General features: G+C 62.1%; 17 protein-coding genes. 4 read left to right on the forward strand and 13 right to left on the reverse strand.

Annotated elements, in window-relative coordinates:
* Positions 1–8 precede the first annotated feature (8 nt).
* The gene (locus VFO29_12425; GenBank protein HET9394313.1) at positions 9–1,664 is read left to right on the forward strand and encodes a glycosyltransferase family 39 protein; all 1,656 of its coding nucleotides are present in this window, start codon (positions 9–11) and stop codon (positions 1,662–1,664) included.
* Here VFO29_12425 and VFO29_12430 read toward each other — a convergent pair.
* From VFO29_12430 to ubiE, 9 genes are all read right to left on the reverse strand, one after another.
* Positions 1,661–2,392, reverse strand: coding sequence for a phytanoyl-CoA dioxygenase family protein (locus VFO29_12430; protein HET9394314.1), 732 nt, complete (start codon positions 2,390–2,392; stop codon positions 1,661–1,663). The genes VFO29_12425 and VFO29_12430 overlap by 4 nt on opposite strands.
* A gap of 8 nt (positions 2,393–2,400) precedes the next feature.
* Positions 2,401–3,840 carry a cytochrome b N-terminal domain-containing protein gene (locus VFO29_12435; protein HET9394315.1) on the reverse strand — a complete coding sequence of 480 codons (1,440 nt, stop codon included), beginning with the start codon at positions 3,838–3,840 and terminating at the stop codon, positions 2,401–2,403.
* The gene (locus VFO29_12440; GenBank protein ID HET9394316.1) at positions 3,840–4,475 is read right to left on the reverse strand and encodes a ubiquinol-cytochrome c reductase iron-sulfur subunit; all 636 of its coding nucleotides are present in this window, start codon (positions 4,473–4,475) and stop codon (positions 3,840–3,842) included. Before VFO29_12440 ends, VFO29_12435 begins: the two co-directional genes overlap by 1 nt.
* A gap of 190 nt (positions 4,476–4,665) precedes the next feature.
* Complete coding sequence (ccsB, locus tag VFO29_12445; GenBank protein ID HET9394317.1) at positions 4,666–5,670, reverse strand: c-type cytochrome biogenesis protein CcsB; 1,005 nt, start codon at positions 5,668–5,670, stop codon at positions 4,666–4,668.
* 4 nt (positions 5,671–5,674) lie between these two features.
* Entirely contained in the window at positions 5,675–7,048 is a 1,374-nt protein-coding gene (locus VFO29_12450; GenBank protein ID HET9394318.1) for a cytochrome c biogenesis protein ResB, read from the reverse strand.
* Between the two features lie 131 nt (positions 7,049–7,179).
* On the reverse strand, positions 7,180–7,902 hold the full coding sequence (tatC, locus tag VFO29_12455; GenBank protein HET9394319.1) for a twin-arginine translocase subunit TatC: 723 nt from the start codon (positions 7,900–7,902) through the stop codon (positions 7,180–7,182).
* A gap of 31 nt (positions 7,903–7,933) precedes the next feature.
* Positions 7,934–8,236, reverse strand: coding sequence for a twin-arginine translocase TatA/TatE family subunit (locus tag VFO29_12460; protein ID HET9394320.1), 303 nt, complete (start codon positions 8,234–8,236; stop codon positions 7,934–7,936).
* Positions 8,237–8,249: 13 nt separating this feature from the next.
* The gene (locus VFO29_12465; GenBank protein HET9394321.1) at positions 8,250–9,206 is read right to left on the reverse strand and encodes a polyprenyl synthetase family protein; all 957 of its coding nucleotides are present in this window, start codon (positions 9,204–9,206) and stop codon (positions 8,250–8,252) included.
* Complete coding sequence (ubiE, locus tag VFO29_12470; GenBank protein ID HET9394322.1) at positions 9,203–9,931, reverse strand: bifunctional demethylmenaquinone methyltransferase/2-methoxy-6-polyprenyl-1,4-benzoquinol methylase UbiE; 729 nt, start codon at positions 9,929–9,931, stop codon at positions 9,203–9,205. The genes VFO29_12465 and ubiE overlap by 4 nt, the downstream gene beginning before the upstream one ends.
* An 84-nt stretch (positions 9,932–10,015) precedes the next feature.
* Here ubiE and VFO29_12475 point away from each other — a divergent pair, with 84 nt between their 5' ends.
* Positions 10,016–10,882, forward strand: coding sequence for a phospholipase D-like domain-containing protein (locus VFO29_12475; protein HET9394323.1), 867 nt, complete (start codon positions 10,016–10,018; stop codon positions 10,880–10,882).
* Positions 10,883–11,079: 197 nt separating this feature from the next.
* Positions 11,080–11,493, forward strand: a complete 414-nt coding sequence (locus VFO29_12480) for a hypothetical protein (protein HET9394324.1) — start codon at positions 11,080–11,082, stop codon at positions 11,491–11,493.
* Here the strand turns inward: VFO29_12480 and VFO29_12485 are convergent, their stop codons facing one another.
* From VFO29_12485 to rsmI, 4 genes are read right to left on the reverse strand one after another with little or no spacing between them, the layout of a single operon-like run.
* On the reverse strand, positions 11,494–12,267 hold the full coding sequence (locus tag VFO29_12485) for a TatD family hydrolase (protein HET9394325.1): 774 nt from the start codon (positions 12,265–12,267) through the stop codon (positions 11,494–11,496). It abuts the gene before it with no gap.
* On the reverse strand, positions 12,267–13,943 hold the full coding sequence (locus VFO29_12490) for a GGDEF domain-containing protein (GenBank protein ID HET9394326.1): 1,677 nt from the start codon (positions 13,941–13,943) through the stop codon (positions 12,267–12,269). The genes VFO29_12485 and VFO29_12490 overlap by 1 nt, the downstream gene beginning before the upstream one ends.
* Before the next feature lie 2 nt (positions 13,944–13,945).
* A complete protein-coding gene (gene metG, locus VFO29_12495) occupies positions 13,946–15,454 on the reverse strand; it encodes a methionine--tRNA ligase (GenBank protein HET9394327.1) in 1,509 nt (502 codons plus the stop codon).
* Positions 15,455–15,460: 6 nt separating this feature from the next.
* Complete coding sequence (gene rsmI, locus VFO29_12500; protein HET9394328.1) at positions 15,461–16,297, reverse strand: 16S rRNA (cytidine(1402)-2'-O)-methyltransferase; 837 nt, start codon at positions 16,295–16,297, stop codon at positions 15,461–15,463.
* Here rsmI and VFO29_12505 point away from each other — a divergent pair.
* Entirely contained in the window at positions 16,296–16,556 is a 261-nt protein-coding gene (locus VFO29_12505) for a glutaredoxin (GenBank protein ID HET9394329.1), read from the forward strand. The genes rsmI and VFO29_12505 overlap by 2 nt on opposite strands.
* Positions 16,557–16,567: the final 11 nt, after the last annotated feature.

Consider the following 16,567-nt stretch of genomic DNA (forward strand, 5'->3'; position numbering starts at 1 on the left):
TGCAGCGCATGCGACCTCCCGTCCGCGCCGCGTTAATAGGAGCGGCTATCGCCGCACTGGCGACCCTCCCCGGACTCGGCAGCGGCACGCTTTGGGATAACAGCGAGACCGCCTACGGCGAGGTGGCCCGGGAGATCTTCCTGGCGCGCGACTGGGTCGTTTTACATCTGAACGGCTCGCCGTGGTTCGTACAGCCGCCGCTCTATTTTTGGCTGGCGGCGATCTGCGCGAAAATCTTCGGCGTCACGACTTTTGCGTTGCGGTTGCCTGCTGCTCTGGCGACCATTGCCATGGGCGCGATGACGGCGTATGCGGTGGCGCGCCAAGCCGGCGCACGCGCCGGCGTCTATGCGAGCCTCATTCTTTCCACGTGCCTGATGCAAGCGATCGTCGGCAGGCTGGCGATCATGGACGCGCTCCTGGACCTCGGCGTCGCGGCGGCGATCTTCTGGTGGTTCCGCGCGGTGCAAACGGGACGCGACAGTTATTTCATCTATGGATGGATCGCGGCGGCGTTCGGCTTTCTGGCGAAGGGCCCGGTGGCGCCGGTTGCCGCGCTGCTCGTGATGGTTCCATATTACCTGTGGGAGCGCCGCGCTACGCATGCGCGGCCGCCGAGCTGGCGCGCGTGGGCTGCGGGCTTGGCGATTTTTGTGGTGATCGTTGCACCTTGGTTTGCCGCGCTGTGGATGCGCGCGGGCGGCGGCGCCGTCGCGCAACTGCTCGGGCATTACACGTTCGGCCGTTACACGGGCACGATCGAAAACCAAGGCGGTCCGCTTTGGTATTACGTGCCCGTGCTGATCCTGGGATTCTTTCCGTGGATCGCATTCTTTCCGTCGGCGCTCGCGTTTGGAATCAAACAGTTGCGCGAACCGGCCGCGACGACTCCCGAGCGAGGTTTGCAGCAGCTCGTCCGGCTCTCCATTGTCTGGGTGCTGGTGCCGTTTATTTTCTTTAGCTTTGCGCGCACGAAGCTGCCGAACTATGTCGCGCTGGAACTTCCGGCCTTTGCACTGCTGGTAGCGCTTTATTTTGAATCCGTCGTCGAGCGCGTACGTAGCCGCTCGGCGTTGATCTCGACATCCGCCGTACCACTGACGATTCTGCTGCTCGCGATAGCGATCGTCTGGTTTTCGCGCGACAACCGTTTGACAACGGAGCTCTATGTGGCGGCGCGGAGTTTGATCTGGGTGGGCGCGGCGATCTTCGCGGGATCGATCGCGGCCTTCATCGTCCTGCTCAATCGCAAGCGTGCGGAAGCGGCGCCGTACGTGCTGGCAGTCTCAATGGTTTTTGCCCTGGGCTTTCTCGGGCTGCTGGTTCTGCCGCAAGCCGAGCAGTTCAAGCCCGTGCCGCATCTCGCCGCCGTCATCGATCGCGATCGTCAACCCGGGGACGCCGTGGCGATACAAAATTTCTCCGGCGGCAATGCCCTCGTGTTCTATACGCAGCCGGTGGTGTACGTCTTGGCGTCGCCCGATGCGCGCCGCGCCGACGACGGCGCCGATCCGCGCAACGTGATCTGCGGATCGCCCCGCACCTGGCTGGTCGCTCCGCGGCACCGGCCGTTCACCTCGCAGACGTTCGGACGTGCGCGGCACCTCGTCTCCAATTGGGGTGAGGCGAACCTGTACTTGTACGACGGGCCGGCGTGTAGCTAAAGGAAAAGGAATGCGGCGTCGCCCACGCGTTCGAGCGTGGGGTTTTCGATCCGCGCGGTGCCGGCGATTGCAGCGCCGCGTTTTGCAAAGGTAATCTGTAACGCGTGGCGCGTCTCGTTCGACACGTTGCGCGTGCCGGAGTGCAGCACGTGGCCGTTAAAAACAATGGCCGATCCGGCCTTGCATTGCATGAGACGTTGGCTCGGATGCGGCGTGTCGGCATCGGCCGGCGTCGGGGTATTTCTTTGCCGGTGTGAGCCCGGAACGATGCGCGTCGGGCCGTTTTCCGCGGTGAAATCGACGAGCGCGACGATCGCCGTCGCCGCCATATATTCGCCACTGTGCACTTGCATGTAATCCGCATGGAGCGTCTGCGCGCCGTAGCCGGGCTTGGGCGCGCGGTAGGCCAACGAACCGATTTTCAGATCGTAGCCGAGAATATGTGCGATTGCAGCCAGCAGCCGCGGCGACTTCCAAACCGGGTCGAACGCGGGATCGTTGACGAGGTCGATCAGATGCAGCGTACCTCCGGCGCGCCACGTCGGATCGAGCCTGGCTTGCGCGATCAGTCTGTCGATCGCGGTTCGAACCTTAGCGAGCTGCTCGGCATTCAAGAGATCGACAATAACGTAGCCGTCCGTATCCAGCGTGGCCCGTTCGGCATCCGTCAGTTGCGATTCATCGGCGCCCAGCGAGCGCAGCAACGCCTCGGTCTCGGCGCTCTCCATGCCGCGGTTTACTTTTTGAGTTTCGCTACGTCCGACGCGCTGACCGCGCTCGCGCTGTTCGATCCAAGTGCCGAGCGGATGTACGTAACGACATTGGCGACGTCGTTCGTCGAGAGCGTCGCCTTCCATGGCGGCATTATCCCGTTGTAATTCTGGCCGTTGACTTGGATTGCGCCGTTTTTTCCGTTGAGTACGGTGAGAATCACTTGCTTAGGATCGCCCGTGACGAACGCGTTGCCGGCCAGCGGCGGAGCAACGTTGGGCATTCCCGCGCCCGCGGCGCCGTGGCACGAGCTGCAGTTTGTCGTATAGACTTTCTGTCCGGCTTTGGCAGCGGGGCTCACGCTCGCGGAGGTACTAACCGGCGCGTTAGCGGCCGCCGGCGGTGCGCTGGCCGCGGCTTGGGACTGTTTGCCCATGATCGAGAGCTGACTCCAAATCGTCAACCCCCAGATGATCGCGAGCGAGACGGCGAGCACCCATAAAATAAACTTGCGCGAGCCTAAGACGCGTGTCGTGCTCCGGTCAATCCACGGCAAAAGAAACAGTACTGTCGTTGCAAAGCCCGGAATGATGATCGCGCCGATGATCTCCAAATTGCCTGGAACGATATTGAGCAAGCCGAAGAGATCGAGGAAATACCAAGCCGGGTACGGCGTGAACGCCACTGTTGGATCGGCTTTTGCGTCCAGGAACGGCGGCCAGAACGTGGCCAGCGCAACGATAAAGATCAAGACGAGCAGCGATGCGACCGTGTCCATGAAGAGCTGATCCGGCCAGAAACGGCCCTTGCGCAACGGCCGCGGATCCTCGACCGGCGGACCGGCCGGCCCGTTGTGGCGGAAGATCGCCAGATGCGCGCCGACCAGCGCAACCAGCGCCGCCGGCATCAGCCAGACGTGCAAACCGAAGAACCGGTTGATGGTGAGCGTTCCCATCGTAGTGCCGTCCTGCGCGAACTGTTGAATCCAGCCGCCGATGAACGGTACGTTGAGCGTGAGATTGATGGCGACTTGCGACGCAAAGTACGCGTCCATGTCCCACGGGAGCAGATAGCCGGTGAGGCCGAGCACCATTGTCGTGAGCAGCAAGAGCACGCCGACGATCCACTGGATCTCGCGCGGCGACTTGTACGCGCCCCAAATCACCACTTGCAGTAAGTGCAGGAACAGCAGGGCAATCATCGCGGACGCGCCCCAGTAGTGAATGCTCAGCACGGTGTGCTGGAACGGATGTGCGTAAATGTACTTGGTGGATTCCCACGCCGTCATCGCCGATGGCGCGTAGAAGAACGTCAGGAAAATGCCGGTGACGATCTGCACGATCATCGCAAAGAGCGTCGCGCTGCCGAAGACGTACCAATAGCTGGCGCCGCCGGGGACGTCCTCGGTGAGAAAATCTTTCGCCATGGTGACGAACCCGGTGCGGCGGTCTATCCAATTAAGCATTATGCTGTGTACGACACGACGAGGCGATCGGGGATCGTCGGAGCGTAGCGGATCCATTCGATCTGTGCGACGCCGCTCTGTTCGCGCAGCGGCAGCGGGTCGAGTCCGCGCGCCGCGGGTCCGTGCGTTAGGCCGCCGACCGCATCGAATTGCGAGCCGTGACACGGACAAGCAAACTTGTTGTTGGCTGCATCATAGTTGTAGTAGCACCCCAAGTGCGGACAGATCGGGCTAAAGAGTACGAAGCCCAGTGTCACGATCGGGTATGGAAGCATGTTTTTGCCGGCCGGCGTGAACAGGTCTTTGCGATCCTTCATGAACTTCTGCGGATCCTTGACCTTGATGCCCCAGACCGATTGCGGCGAGGCCTCTTCGGGGAGGTAGGCGTCTTTGCTCTTGAGATTGATGTCGATGTGCACGGCCTTGTCGGTCGCCGTCTGCAGCTGCTTCCAGCCGTTTTCGTCCAGGCCCGTCCAGACTGCGCCGCCGGCGCCCACGTCGGGGTTCAGCGACCCTATGATCGGAATGGCAAGGGTGAGACCGATCACCCCGCTGATGGCAACGGTGGCCTTGGCCATCCACTGCCGGCGAGTGATCTCCTCAGGTGTTTCGGCCTCTTCGAAGCCGTGGGGCACGTGCGCATGGCTCGACAAATCGCGTTTCCTCCACTCCGATTCTAGGGCGGCTTTTCCGCCGGCGCCACGACCAACCTCTCAGATGGGCACGGGACCGCTTTAGCGAGTCGCCCTAACAGTCGCTGTCCTCCAGGAGCCCTATGTCGTTCGAGCGATTAACCTTCGCCAAAGCGAGAACGACATAGGGCGACTATAACTTATAGCTGTGGAGGCCGCTGATGAATATGTTCACGCCAAAGTAGCAGAACATGATCGAAAGGAAGCCGCCAACGCTGACCCATGCGGAGCGCACTCCGCGCCACGCGTTGCGCGTATGCAAGTGCATGTAAATCGCGTAGACGATCCAGGAAAAGAGAGCGGCCGTTTCCTTGGGGTCCCATTGCCAGTAATGGCCCCAGGACTCGTGGGCCCACATCGCGCCCGTGATTATCCCCAATGTCAAAAGCGGCAGTCCGACGGCGACGATGCGATAGATCAGCACGTCGAGTTGTGCGAGGCTCGGAATGGTGTTGAGCCATTGCGCGACGGCGTTGCCTTGCGAAGCGGCGGCTACAATGTTCGGCGTGTCCATTTTGAATGAAACCGGGGTCACTGTAAGGCCGGCATCCTGTATTGCGAGCGAAGCGGCCTGATAGGCGTACGTGCTTCGCATCGCCACGCCGGCGACATCTGCGAACGGGGTCACAGGCTGACCACCAAAATAGCGTTCGAAATAATACTTCACGAGAAACAGAATGCTCATGACGAACGAAACCATGAACGCCGCGTACGACGAGACCACGAGCGGGACGTGAATCTTTGCCCAGTACGATTGCAGCGACGGCACGGCCGGCATCGTGCCCTCGTTCCACGTTATGCCATATGCGAGAAAGATCGCGGCCAAGCCGATGACGAATGCGCCGGCGAACCACAGGTTGTAGCGGAATGCGAAAAAAATGAAAATCGCTACAGCAACCGCGGCAAAGAGCGACAGCGAGCCGTAAAGGTTCAGCAGCGGCCATATGCCGGTGATCTCGTAACGCGCGATTAACTGTGCGAACTGCGCTACGCAGCCGATAATAGCGAGCGGAATGCCCAAGTGCCGCAGCCACTCGTCGCGAGAGAACAGGTAAACCAAAAGCGCGAGTGCGCTGACGATGTACGCGCCCAGCGCGACGATCATCAGAACTTCGTCGAGCGGCATCTTTGGTTGCATGCGCTTACGTTGCCTCCGCCAGATTGAGTTTCGGCGCCGGCCGCCGCGGATTGAGATCGCGGTCGAGCTCGGCGACCAGGTCGTTGAATTGCTTTTCGAAGATGTCGTAGCCCTTGACCGTCGTCGCAGCAACTCCGATGGTGGCGCCCGCCGGTGTCGGGTCCACGCGCACGAAGAACCGCGCGGGCAGCATATGGAACGAAATAATCAAGCCCGCCAAGAGTACGAACGCTCCGATTCCGACCAGCGGAACGCCCGGATCGTGCGTGTATTGGATGCCGCTCACGAACAGGTACCGCTGCGGAGTGATGCGCCACCCGCCGCCGACGTCGATCGCGGAGTTCATCGGGACAAGCCCCGCGCCGGCGGCTTGGCCGTTGTCGAAGATTTGCAGAAATACCGCGGGATGGTTGACGCGCGGATCCGCGGAGGGCTGCCCGCTGAGACGGTCCACGGTCGGCACAAATTGAGCAACGGCAACGGTGCGCTGCGTTCCCGGAAGAGCGATTTCGTCCCCCGTAAGGTAATCGCGGTTCGCCAAAGCCGGAACGCGCACGCCGTCGTGCGTGACGCCGAAGCGCAAGGCGAAACCGTAGCTGTTTTGATAGAAGAGCGTGCCGTCGACGTCGAGCGGATGATTCACGCGGACCGTGGCTTGCCGCGGTACGCCGTCTTTGCCGATCGCGGTGACGCGAGAAACGTAATCGATCGGCTGGTAGACCATGCCGCTCTTGGTGAGAATCGGTTTTATCTTATAGGAGAAGCCGTTCAACCGGATCGAGGTCTGCGTGTGCGGGACCGAGACCGTTTGACCTGTGACGATCGCCTCGTCGCCCGAGAAGCCTTTGGCCCAGTAGATCGTCGTGCCCGCAGCGATGATGACGAAGCCGGCGTGCGCCACCAGTACGCCGCGCCGTGCCCAATTGTGCTTATCCGCGAACGTCCACTCCGTTCCGCCCAGTTCGCGTTTGCGCACCTGCCAGCCGCGCGTTCGAAAAAATGTCTCGACGCGATCGCGAATGCCTGCGGCGTCGCCCCGGACGTCAATGCTCGCGTGCAGCGGAATCTTTTCGATGTTCACCGCGCGCAGCGGAGGAAGTCTGGCTGGGATGACGCGCTTGAACGTGCAGACCGCCAGCGAAAGCAGAATGAGCCCGATGATGCCGACGTAATACGGCGTGTGATAGATGTTGTCGAAGTTGAGACGCAGGATGAGGCGTGCGAGCGGAGCAGCGTAGGCGTCGAAATACACGCTGGGATCCTTGCCTTGACCGATGACCACGCCAATCAGCGTGAGCAGACCCCAAACCAAGAACAGGCACACCGCAAAAAGCACGTTCCCAAACGTCCTAACGAAATCGTCGTACAGTGCGCGCATGCCTTAGTTACCGAGCATGATGCAGAGGGGCCGAAGGCCGGGGGCCCCGACGGTTTCACCGGCGGGGGGCGCGCAGCGCGCAGCGCGGATGCGCCTGTTCAGATGGGAATCGGCGTATAACTCCCGCATGGTTACGATCCTACGCTCAACGCTTCAGCGCGCCACGACTTTTCGAGCAGGACGATGATCCACAAGCTGGCTTCGTACAGCAGATACATCGGCACGGCCATAAGCGCCATCGTCAGCGGGTTGCCGTCCGGGGCGAGGATCGCACCGCAGACGAAGAAGCCGAAGAGAAAGTACCTGCGGTTTCGGCGCAGGAAGGCCGAGTTGATGATGCCGATGCGTGCCAGCGCCACCATGATGATCGGCGTCTGAAAGATCAGCGCGAATGCCAGAAAAATCAGCAGCAGGAAATTGATCGTCGATTCGATTCCAAAAGTTGGCGTGGCGATGTTATTGGTCACCAAAATAAGCGTGCCGACAACCCGCGGCAGCACGACGAAATGCGCGAACGCGATTCCGGCGAACGCGAGTATCACGGACGGCGCAATGTAGACGTAGACGAGTTTGCGCGTGCGCGGATGAAAAGCGGGCACGACAAACATCCACAGTTGGTAAAGCAGTACGGGCAGTCCAAGTACGATTGCCGCGTAGATCGAGAATTTGAATTCCGCCAGGATCGCGTCGGCAGGGCCGAACGCGTGCAGCTGGACGTTGTGGAAATAGGCGTTCTTGAGAAAATCGATTGCATACGGCGCCGGGATGAACAGTACGACGCCCAGTCCGAAGACCGTGACGATCGATATCAAGAGACGTTTACGGAGCTCCCGCAGGTGCTCCGTAAAGCTCATTTCCTTTTGGTCCCAGGTTTCGGACACGAGATCAGCCGCTTAACGTTCCTTTGTCCGTAGTTGGCGGCGGAATGTCGGCGCCGGTGCCGGAGGCGTTGTTCTGCGAGACGTTGTCCATCACGTCGGCGCCGGCTTCTTGGGCGCGCACGCGAGCATCCTCGCGCGCTTTGGCAGCCGCCAGGTCAGCCTCGGCTTGTCCCACCATAAACTCTTTTTTCGCCAGACCGGCGCTGCGCGCGAGCTTCGGCAGCTTCTCCGCTCCGAAGAGCAGGACGCCCAACCCGATGATGATCATGATGATTTCGGGGCTTCCCAGGGCGAGAATCGGGTGCATAACGTCTCTCTTTCTAGAAAAGTTTTTCGGTCACTTCGGCGGCCAGCAATCGCAGTTCGTCCTTGGCTGCGCCGTCTTGGAGGGGTTGGAGCGAATGCTCCGCGCGTCCGGCATACTCGGCGATCTGCGTCCTCGTCGCCTCGACCGCGCCCGAGCGCCGGATCCCGTCGATGACGGCGCCGGTGTCTTGCTCTCTTCCCTCATAGAAACGCTCGACCATGCCGCAGAGATCGGCGCCGCCTGTCTGCAGCGCCAGAATTAACGGAATCGTCATCTTACGCTCGGCCAGGTCGTTGCCGACGGGCTTTCCGAGCGTGGCGGCATCGGCGGTCACGTCCAGCAGGTCATCACGCATTTGAAACGCGATGCCGTAGTTCAATCCAAAGTCGCGCAGCGCCCGGACCTCTCGCGCGCTTGCGCCGCCGGCAATCGCTCCGCATTCGGCCGCGGCGGCAAAAAGCGATGCCGTTTTCTTGGCGACGATCTCGACGTACGCGTCTTGCGAGAGGCTCAAGTCTCCGAGCGAACGCAGCTGCAGCACTTCGCCGTCGCAGATCTCGGCGAGCACCGCCGAAAGAATGTTCGGAATCGGCGGCGGGTAGGACTCGGTGACATTCTTGAAGATCCACGCAAAGAGATAATCGCCCGCCAGTACGCTGATGCGGTTGCCGAAGTCGACGGCCGTCGCATTGACGCCGCGCCGGGTCTGCGCGTTGTCGACGACGTCGTCGTGAATCAGCGTGGCGACATGAATCAACTCCATGTAAGCCGCCAGCTGTAAGTGGCGATCCGGCTTCGGATCGCGCACGTGCGCCGCCATCAGCGTGAGCCGCGGGCGCAGACGTTTTCCGCCGGCCGCCAGCATGCGCTTCACCGCTTCGGTTATCAGCGGATTGTCGGTGGTGAACGTGTCGCGAAAAAACGTCTCGATCTCGTCGCGCCGCCCATTGACACGTGCGTTCTGAATCACTGCGGTTTGCTTCCGTAGTGCACTGCGACCGCTCCGCCCATGAGCCGCGCGAAGCCGGCGTTTTCAAATCCCGCGGCAGTGAACCGGTCGCGCAGGGCTTCGGCGTTGGGATGATGCGTCAAAGAATTCGGCAGATACGTGTAGGCTTGCCGCGATCCGCTGACGAGTCCGCCAATCAACGGCACGATCCGGTAGAAATACAAGTCGAAGCACGCCTTCCAGGCGGCGTTGGGAGCCTTGCTCATATCGAGATTTGCAAACCGCGCGCCCGGTTTGAGCACGCGCCGCACCTCGCGCAGCGTTGCATCGATATCGGCCACGTTGCGCATGGCAAATCCCATGGTCGCGCCATCAAAAGTGTTATCGGCAAACGGCAGCCGCATCACGTCGCCTTCGACGAAATCGATCTCGCCGCGAATCCGTTGGGCGCGTGCCCGCGCCCCCTCCAGCATCGGTTCGCAAAAGTCGACGCCGGTTACACGCAGCGACGGGTCGGTACGCACCAAATGAAAAACGATGTCGCCCGTGCCGCAGGCAAGATCGAGGATCCGCCCATTATGCGGCGGCCGCAAGAGCGCAATCGTGCGCCGGCGCCAGCCCTCGTCCATTCCCGCGCTGATGACCTTATTCGTCGCGTCGTAGCGCGGCGCGATCTCGGCGAACATTTCGCGGACATAATCGCTCTTGTCGGTGCCGGGCGGATGGGCCGTCGGAGTAGCGTTCATGCGAAAGGTTACGCTTCCAAGCGGCGGTCGGCGTTCCTGTGGAGACGCCCTTTGCGGAACCGCCGTCCGTCGTGATTGCGTCATGTGATTTCGCTCATCTCTGAAAAGCAGGTCGTCGCCGCTATCCGCGGCGCGCGATCGGTCTTGCTGACCGCTTACGCGCTTCGTCCCGGCCGGGTCCTCGAAAACCTCGAAGATGCCGCCAGGCGCGGTGCGAGCGTGAGGGTTCGTCTCGAAGGACGGCCTTACGGCGACACCGCCGGCCACCTGATCGCGGACAACCGTCGTGCGGTGAAGGCATTGCGCCGGCTAGGCGCCGACGCCAAACTCGTCGACACCAACGCGCGCAACGGCCCGGCGCTGCACATGAAGGCCGCGGTCTGTGACGGCGTTGCGTATTTGGACGATCGCAACTGGCCCGACGGCGGCGACACGATTGTGCGCGACGATTTTCGGACTGACATCGCCGCGATCGAAGCAGCGGCGCTTCGACAGCCGTCCGTAAGAAGCGAAGAGTTTTGGACGAGCAAAGCGCAAGCGCTCGCCGCCGAACGGCGTTTGCTCGCCAGCGCCGCGCACGCGAAACGCGTCGACGTCGAAAGCGAGTCGTTCGGATCGGGCGGCGGCGCGTATGGCGAATTAAAGCGCTTGGCGCAATCCGGCGTTCCGTGCAGGCTGATCGTCGCGCAGCGCGATCTGAACGCCAAGTCCGAACGCGCGCTAGCGTCGCTGGCGCAAGCCGGAGTAGCCGTTCGCGTCAGCAGTTCGGACGAAAAGATGGCGATCGTCGACGGCGCGCGCGCGTGGATCGGCTCGGCGAATGCGACGTCCAGTTACGTGAACGGCGATCAGATCGATTGGGGCCTGCGAACGGACGCACCCGACGTGCTCGCGCATCTTCGCCGCCGATTCCAATCTACGTGGAACACGGCAACCCCGTTGTCATCCTGAGCCCCGGTGTCATGGTGAGCTTGTCGAACCACGGCTGAGCAGCGAGCGAAGCGAGCCTGGACGAAGCCCGCACACGTTCGCCTCACGTGGGCCTCGACAAGCTCGGCCGCCCTTCGCCCTTCGACTCGCATTCGCTCGCTCAGGAGTAAACACTACGCTCAGGATGACACTATTTGACCCCGCTCGAAGGCCCTTTCATGACGCAAGCCGATCGTATAGAGGTTGCCGACCGTTATGCTAAGCTGCTGCAGCCGTATGCGAAGAAGCTAAGCCTGACGCATGAGAAACCCGGCCGGTACATGCTGATGACGAAAGCCAAGTCATTCGAAATACTCGTCAACGGCAAGTGGCAGATCCGGAAAGCGCCGTTCATGGTAGCTGGGGTCGTCGCGAATAAGAGCTACGTATCGTTCCACCTCGTGCCGGTCTACATGTTTCCGGATTTGATCGCGGCGTGTGCTCCGGAGCTGAAAAAGCGTATGCAGGGCAAGGGATGTTTCAATTTCCAGACCTATGACGCCGAGGCGGCGCGCGGGCTCAAAGCGTTGCTGAAAGCCGGGCTCGACCGCACGAAGAAAAGTCCGATGTTCAAACCCGGGACGTTCGATTAACTAAAGCGCTCGGAAGAGCTTCTTCGCATTCTGCGTCGTGATCTCGGCAACGTCTTGCGCCGGTAACGAAAGAATCTCGGCGACTTTCTGCGCCGTAACCGCGACGTAAGCCGGCTCGTTCCGCTGACCGCGGTGCGGAATCGGGGCCAGATAGGGGCAGTCCGTTTCGAGCACGAGGCGATCGATGCCGGTGGCAAGGACCGCGTCCCGTATCGGCTGAGCGGTCTTGAACGTGATGATGCCGCCGATGCCTAGATACAGCCCGAACTCCTCGACGTACGTCTTCGCCTGCGCCTCATCGCCGGTAAAGCAGTGCACCACGCCGCGCATGCCCGATTGCCACTCGTCGCGCAGAATGGCCGAGAAGTCTTCGAACGCGTCGCGATGATGAAAGATGAGCGGCAGCCCGGCTGTGCGCGCGATCGCCATCTGCGCGCGTAGAACGCGTTGTTGGACGTCGCGCGGGCTGTGATCGTAGTAGTAGTCGAGCCCGGTTTCGCCGATTGCAGCGATGCGCGAGTTGCGCAGGAACGGTTCGAATGCGGCGGCGATGTCGGCCGGCGCGTCTTTGGCTTCGTGCGGATGAATGCCGGCCGATGCGAAGAGACCGTACTGCGCGGCGGTCGCGAAGGCTCGTTGCGTATCGCTGAGATCGCAACCAACGGTAATTGCGGTTGCGACTCCCGCGGCTCGCATGCGCTCGACGGCGGCCCCGCGATCGTCGTCGAAGGCCTTATCGTGCAGGTGTGCGTGTGTGTCGAGGAGGCTGAGCACTACTCGTGCGCTTCGACCACGCGGTTGCGGCCCTGGCGTTTGGCTTGGTAGAGCGCGTGGTCGGCGCGCGCGAGCAACGATTCTACCGTGTCGCTGACGGTGGCAACCGCGACGCCGATGCTGACCGTCACGTGCTCGCCGTCCGCGTGGCGAACGTCCAGTGTTGAGATCGCCGCGCGCAGCCGCTCGCCGATTGCGACGGCTGTTTCGGCGTTCGTGTCGGGCATCAAGATGAGAAACTCTTCGCCGCCGATGCGTCCGCAGCGGTCGTTGCTCCGAATGGAGTGTACGATCGTCTGTCCGATGGAGCGCAAGCAGTGGTCGCCGGCCTGATGTCCGAGCGTATCGTTGATGGATTTAAAGCGATCGATGTCCACCAGAAAGACCGCGCAGGCGCCTCCGATGGCGACGTTGTCGACGCGATCGCGCAGCAACTGCATGATGGTCCGCCGGTTGGGCATTCCGGTGAGCATGTCGAGCGCGGCGGCGTTCTGGGTAGCAGCGATCGAACGGAAATCGCGCAGAAGCGGCGCGAGATCGGCGGCGGCGTCCGTCATACGTTTGCGATCCACGAACTGCGCGTTGGCGTACGGGCGATGCACGAGCAGCACGCCGAGCAGCGCGTCGTCGGAAGCACGGGCGGCATGCCCGAATGCAAAGAAGCTGCTGTTTCGCACTATAACGGCCGGTCTATCGGATCGATTCAATTCCTGAAGAGCGCGGGTGCCAAGTTCCATCTGTTCGGGCTTCGGGTGCGGACCGATTGAGGCAAGCGGCGCGAGGCGCATGTCGCTCGGGGTGATGGCGGCGTAGATCTGAAGCGTTTCGTGAGCCGCCGGCGTGTGCAAACTCGCCAGGAGCGAGTTCATTTGCGGAATAGGGTCGCCGGCGCCGAGCATGGCTTGCACAGCATCCCGCGCCAGCCTCAACCGGTGCAGTTCGATTTGGTTTTCATGCAGCTGGCGCAGCGCGATCGCGAGGAACGGCAACGGCGCCAGGCTGGCAAGTCCGAATGCAATGCCGATCTGCGACCAGCCGATCGTGCAGACGTATCCCCACGATGTGAGCAGCAGCAGCAAGACCATCAGGCGCGAGTCGCGCGAAAGATTTCGCCAGAGCCGGCGCAGCGAGGTTTGCGTCGAGAGCATGCGCAGCGGCGTCCACACTCCGTACAAGAACATGTAGAACGCCAAGACATAAAAGGCCACGAACGCCAAATATGATCCAATCGAAAGCCCGATGCGTCCGGGATAGAGTTCCAATCGCAGCGCGCCTGCGAACAGCCACAGAATTGCCTGCGGCGCACCCTGGAAGAGGCGCCGGAATAAACCGCTGCTCCCGCCGCGGCCGCTGGCTGCGATCGGATACGCGACGAGCGTAAGCGCGGCGGCAATTACCGGTCCGTAGACGTCGACGACAGTCAGGATGAGCGGCAACTCGAGCATGATGCGGCCCGGTTCCGTGCCTCGCTTCCGCGCGAAGGCCTGCGAGTCAAGCGGAATGTTGATCCGGGCGAGCAGAGTGAAGAGAACGAGTACGAGTGCTAGTGCGATGAGGTCTTGGCGCGGTAAATGCCGCAAGGCAGACGGCGCAAGCGATGCAGTAATCGCGACGGCCAGCACCAGTACGCCGAGGCGAAACGCGGTGCTGAGTGCCCGCCGGCGCCGGTCGATCATGCTTACGTTATCGGCTCCTTGCGCGGGAAGAGCGCTTCGCCGGGAGCCGTCTGCGTGCCGGCGGCGATCCCGCCCCAGCGTAGCGCGTCGTCCCAGCTCGCATCGATCGGTTCCTCGACGCCGAGCTGCTGCCACATCGCACGTGCGCGCTCGGGCATGAAGGGCGCTAGTAAGATCGCCAGCCAGCGCAAGCCTTCGCAGAGTTCGTATAAGAGCGCGTCGAGTTCCGCGCTCCGTCCTTCCTTATATAAGACCCAGGGCTTGCGCTCGTCGATGGTCCGGTTGAGGGCCGTGACGAGCTCCCAGATCGCCTCGAGCGCATCCCGGAACTGCAGTTGGAAGATCAGGCCGCGCACGCGTTCGCCCAGGTCCGCGAAGCGCTCGGCGATCGCGCCGTCAACGGCTTGCGGAACCAGTCCGTTGCGATACTGCGCCAGCATCGAGAGCGATCGCCGCAGCAGATTTCCCAAATCGTTGCCCAGGTCGCTGTTGTAGCGCTGGACGATCTTCTCTTCGGAGTACGAGAAGTCGCTGCCGAAGGGCGCTTCGCGCAGAAGAAAATAGCGCATCGAATCCGCGCCGAACCGCTCCGCCAGCGCGAACGGATCCACCGCGTTGCCGCGGCTCTTGCCGATCTTTTCTCCCTCGACCGTGATCCAGCCGTGCGCGAAGACCGACTCCGGTGCAGCCTCGCCGATGCTCCACAGCATCGCCGGCCAGATGAGCGTGTGAAACCGCGCGATCTCTTTTCCAATCAACTGCACGCTGGCCGGCCAGAACCTGCGCATATCTTTTCCGTCGGGCCATTCGAGCGCCGAGATGTAGTTCAAGAGCGCGTCGAACCAGACGTAGATCACGCCTTGACCTTCGGGGACGGGAATGCCCCAGCTGAAGTTGGTGCGCGAAATGCTCAGATCGTCAAGCCCTTCCTCCAATAGTTGCATCATCTCGTTGTACACCGCGCGAGGGCGTACCCAATTCGGATGCTCGCGAAAATGCTGTTTGAGGCGTTCTGCGTACTTAGTGAGCCGAAAGAACCAGTCGTCCTCGGAAAGCCACTCGACGGCGCGCCCGCAGGTGGGGCATTTTCCTTCGATCAGCTTGGCTTGCGGCCAAAACGTCTCGTCGGCGACGCAGTACCAGCCTTCGTACTTTCCGAGATAGACGTCGCCGTTTGCGAGCATTTTCTTGAAGACCGCCTGCACGACGCGCTCGTGCCGCGGCTGCGTCGTCCGGATGAAGTCGTCGTACTCGACGTGGTAGAGCGCGAAGAGTTCCTTCCAGCGCGGCACAAGCTCGTCACACCATTCCTGCGGCGATTTTCCGGCGGCCGCCGCGGCGTCGGCTACTTTTTGTCCGTGCTCGTCGGTGCCGGTGAGGAAGCGCGCGGGGCCGGCCGTACGCGCCGTGCGCGCCAAAACGTCGGCGACGATCGTGGTGTACGCATGCCCGATGTGCGGATCGCCGCTAATATAATAGATGGGCGTGGTGACGTAAAACGCTCGCGGCATGGGCTTCTATTCCTCGCGGGAGCGTTTTCGCTTGCCCGCCCGCGCGTAGATCGCGTTTCGCTCGCCGAAGCCTCGCGCCGCCAGCGTCTTGGCAACGGACGCCACGCTGTGTGAGGTTTCCAAAAGCGCGTCGATGGCGGCGTCGAGATCGCGCGCGGACGGCGGGCACGCCGGCGCTTTCGGCGAGGGCATGACGACGAGAGAGATCTCACCGCGAACGCGCTCGCCGAGCTTGGCCTCGATCTGCGCCGCGGTGCCGTGCAGCTGCTCTTCGAAGCGCTTGGTGTATTCGCGTAGCAAGAAAACACGCGCCGAAGGATCGACGCTCGCGAGATCGCGCAGGCTTGCGCGAATGCGGTTGGGCGATTCGTACCAGATACTTGGAATTCCTAACTCGAACGCACGTTGAAATGCAGTGCGGCGCGCAGAGCTGGTGCGCGGCGGAAAGCCTTCGAAGATGAAACGGCCGAGCGAAAAGCCCGAGAGTACGGCGGCGCCCAGTGCCGCGTTGGGTCCGGGCAAGACTTCAACCGCGACGCCGGCGTCGCGCGCCGCCGCGACGAGCTCCGCTCCCGGATCGGAGATGCCCGGCATGCCTGCGTCCGTGACGACTGCAACCAACTCTTGGCGCGCGCGTTCGAGAATCGATCGCGTCGCCGCGCGCGCGTTCTGTTCGCGATAACTGCGGATCTCTTTACCCGGCAGCGCGAGGGCGTGCAAAAGCTTTTTTGCAACGCGTGAATCCTCGGCGACGAGCAGCGTGCAGTCGCGCAGGGTGTCGAGCGCGCGCAGCGTGATGTCGCGGAGGTTGCCGAGCGGCGTCGGCACGAAGACCAAAGGCATGGCTGCCGGGTTCGACGTTGAGCACATCCCTCCGGGGGCAAAGCTGGAGCTGTATGTCAGTCCCTCGTGCCCGTACTGCCGCGCAGCCCGCGAGTACTACGACCGGGTAAGAACTCCATATACGGTCCATGACGCCGAAAACGACGATCGGCTGCGCGAGCAAATGTTCGCGCTGACCGGCGGCGACCCGACGGTGCCGGCGATCGTGGTCGACGGAAAGTATGTACAGTCCGGCTGGGGTTCGCCGCCGCGCGGTTGAACCGTCTGAAC

It is taken from the genome of Candidatus Rubrimentiphilum sp., from assembly GCA_035710515.1.
Lineage (GTDB): Bacteria > Vulcanimicrobiota > Vulcanimicrobiia > Vulcanimicrobiales > Vulcanimicrobiaceae > Rubrimentiphilum.

Bases quoted from the DNA above. Each gene is read 5' to 3' on its own strand.
- VFO29_12425 (HET9394313.1), top strand. From the start codon at position 9: ATGCGACCTCCCGTCCGCGCCGCGTTAATAGGAGCGGCTATCGCCGCA.
- VFO29_12430 (HET9394314.1), bottom strand. From the start codon at position 2,392: ATGGAGAGCGCCGAGACCGAGGCGTTGCTGCGCTCGCTGGGCGCCGAT.
- VFO29_12435 (HET9394315.1), bottom strand. From the start codon at position 3,840: ATGCTTAATTGGATAGACCGCCGCACCGGGTTCGTCACCATGGCGAAA.
- ccsB (HET9394317.1), bottom strand. From the start codon at position 5,670: ATGCAACCAAAGATGCCGCTCGACGAAGTTCTGATGATCGTCGCGCTG.
- VFO29_12450 (HET9394318.1), bottom strand. From the start codon at position 7,048: ATGCGCGCACTGTACGACGATTTCGTTAGGACGTTTGGGAACGTGCTT.
- tatC (HET9394319.1), bottom strand. From the start codon at position 7,902: ATGAGCTTTACGGAGCACCTGCGGGAGCTCCGTAAACGTCTCTTGATA.
- VFO29_12460 (HET9394320.1), bottom strand. From the start codon at position 8,236: ATGCACCCGATTCTCGCCCTGGGAAGCCCCGAAATCATCATGATCATC.
- ubiE (HET9394322.1), bottom strand. From the start codon at position 9,931: ATGAACGCTACTCCGACGGCCCATCCGCCCGGCACCGACAAGAGCGAT.
- VFO29_12480 (HET9394324.1), top strand. From the start codon at position 11,080: ATGACGCAAGCCGATCGTATAGAGGTTGCCGACCGTTATGCTAAGCTG.
- VFO29_12490 (HET9394326.1), bottom strand. From the start codon at position 13,943: ATGATCGACCGGCGCCGGCGGGCACTCAGCACCGCGTTTCGCCTCGGC.
- metG (HET9394327.1), bottom strand. From the start codon at position 15,454: ATGCCGCGAGCGTTTTACGTCACCACGCCCATCTATTATATTAGCGGC.
- VFO29_12505 (HET9394329.1), top strand. From the start codon at position 16,296: ATGGCTGCCGGGTTCGACGTTGAGCACATCCCTCCGGGGGCAAAGCTG.
- rsmI (HET9394328.1), bottom strand. From the start codon at position 16,297: ATGCCTTTGGTCTTCGTGCCGACGCCGCTCGGCAACCTCCGCGACATC.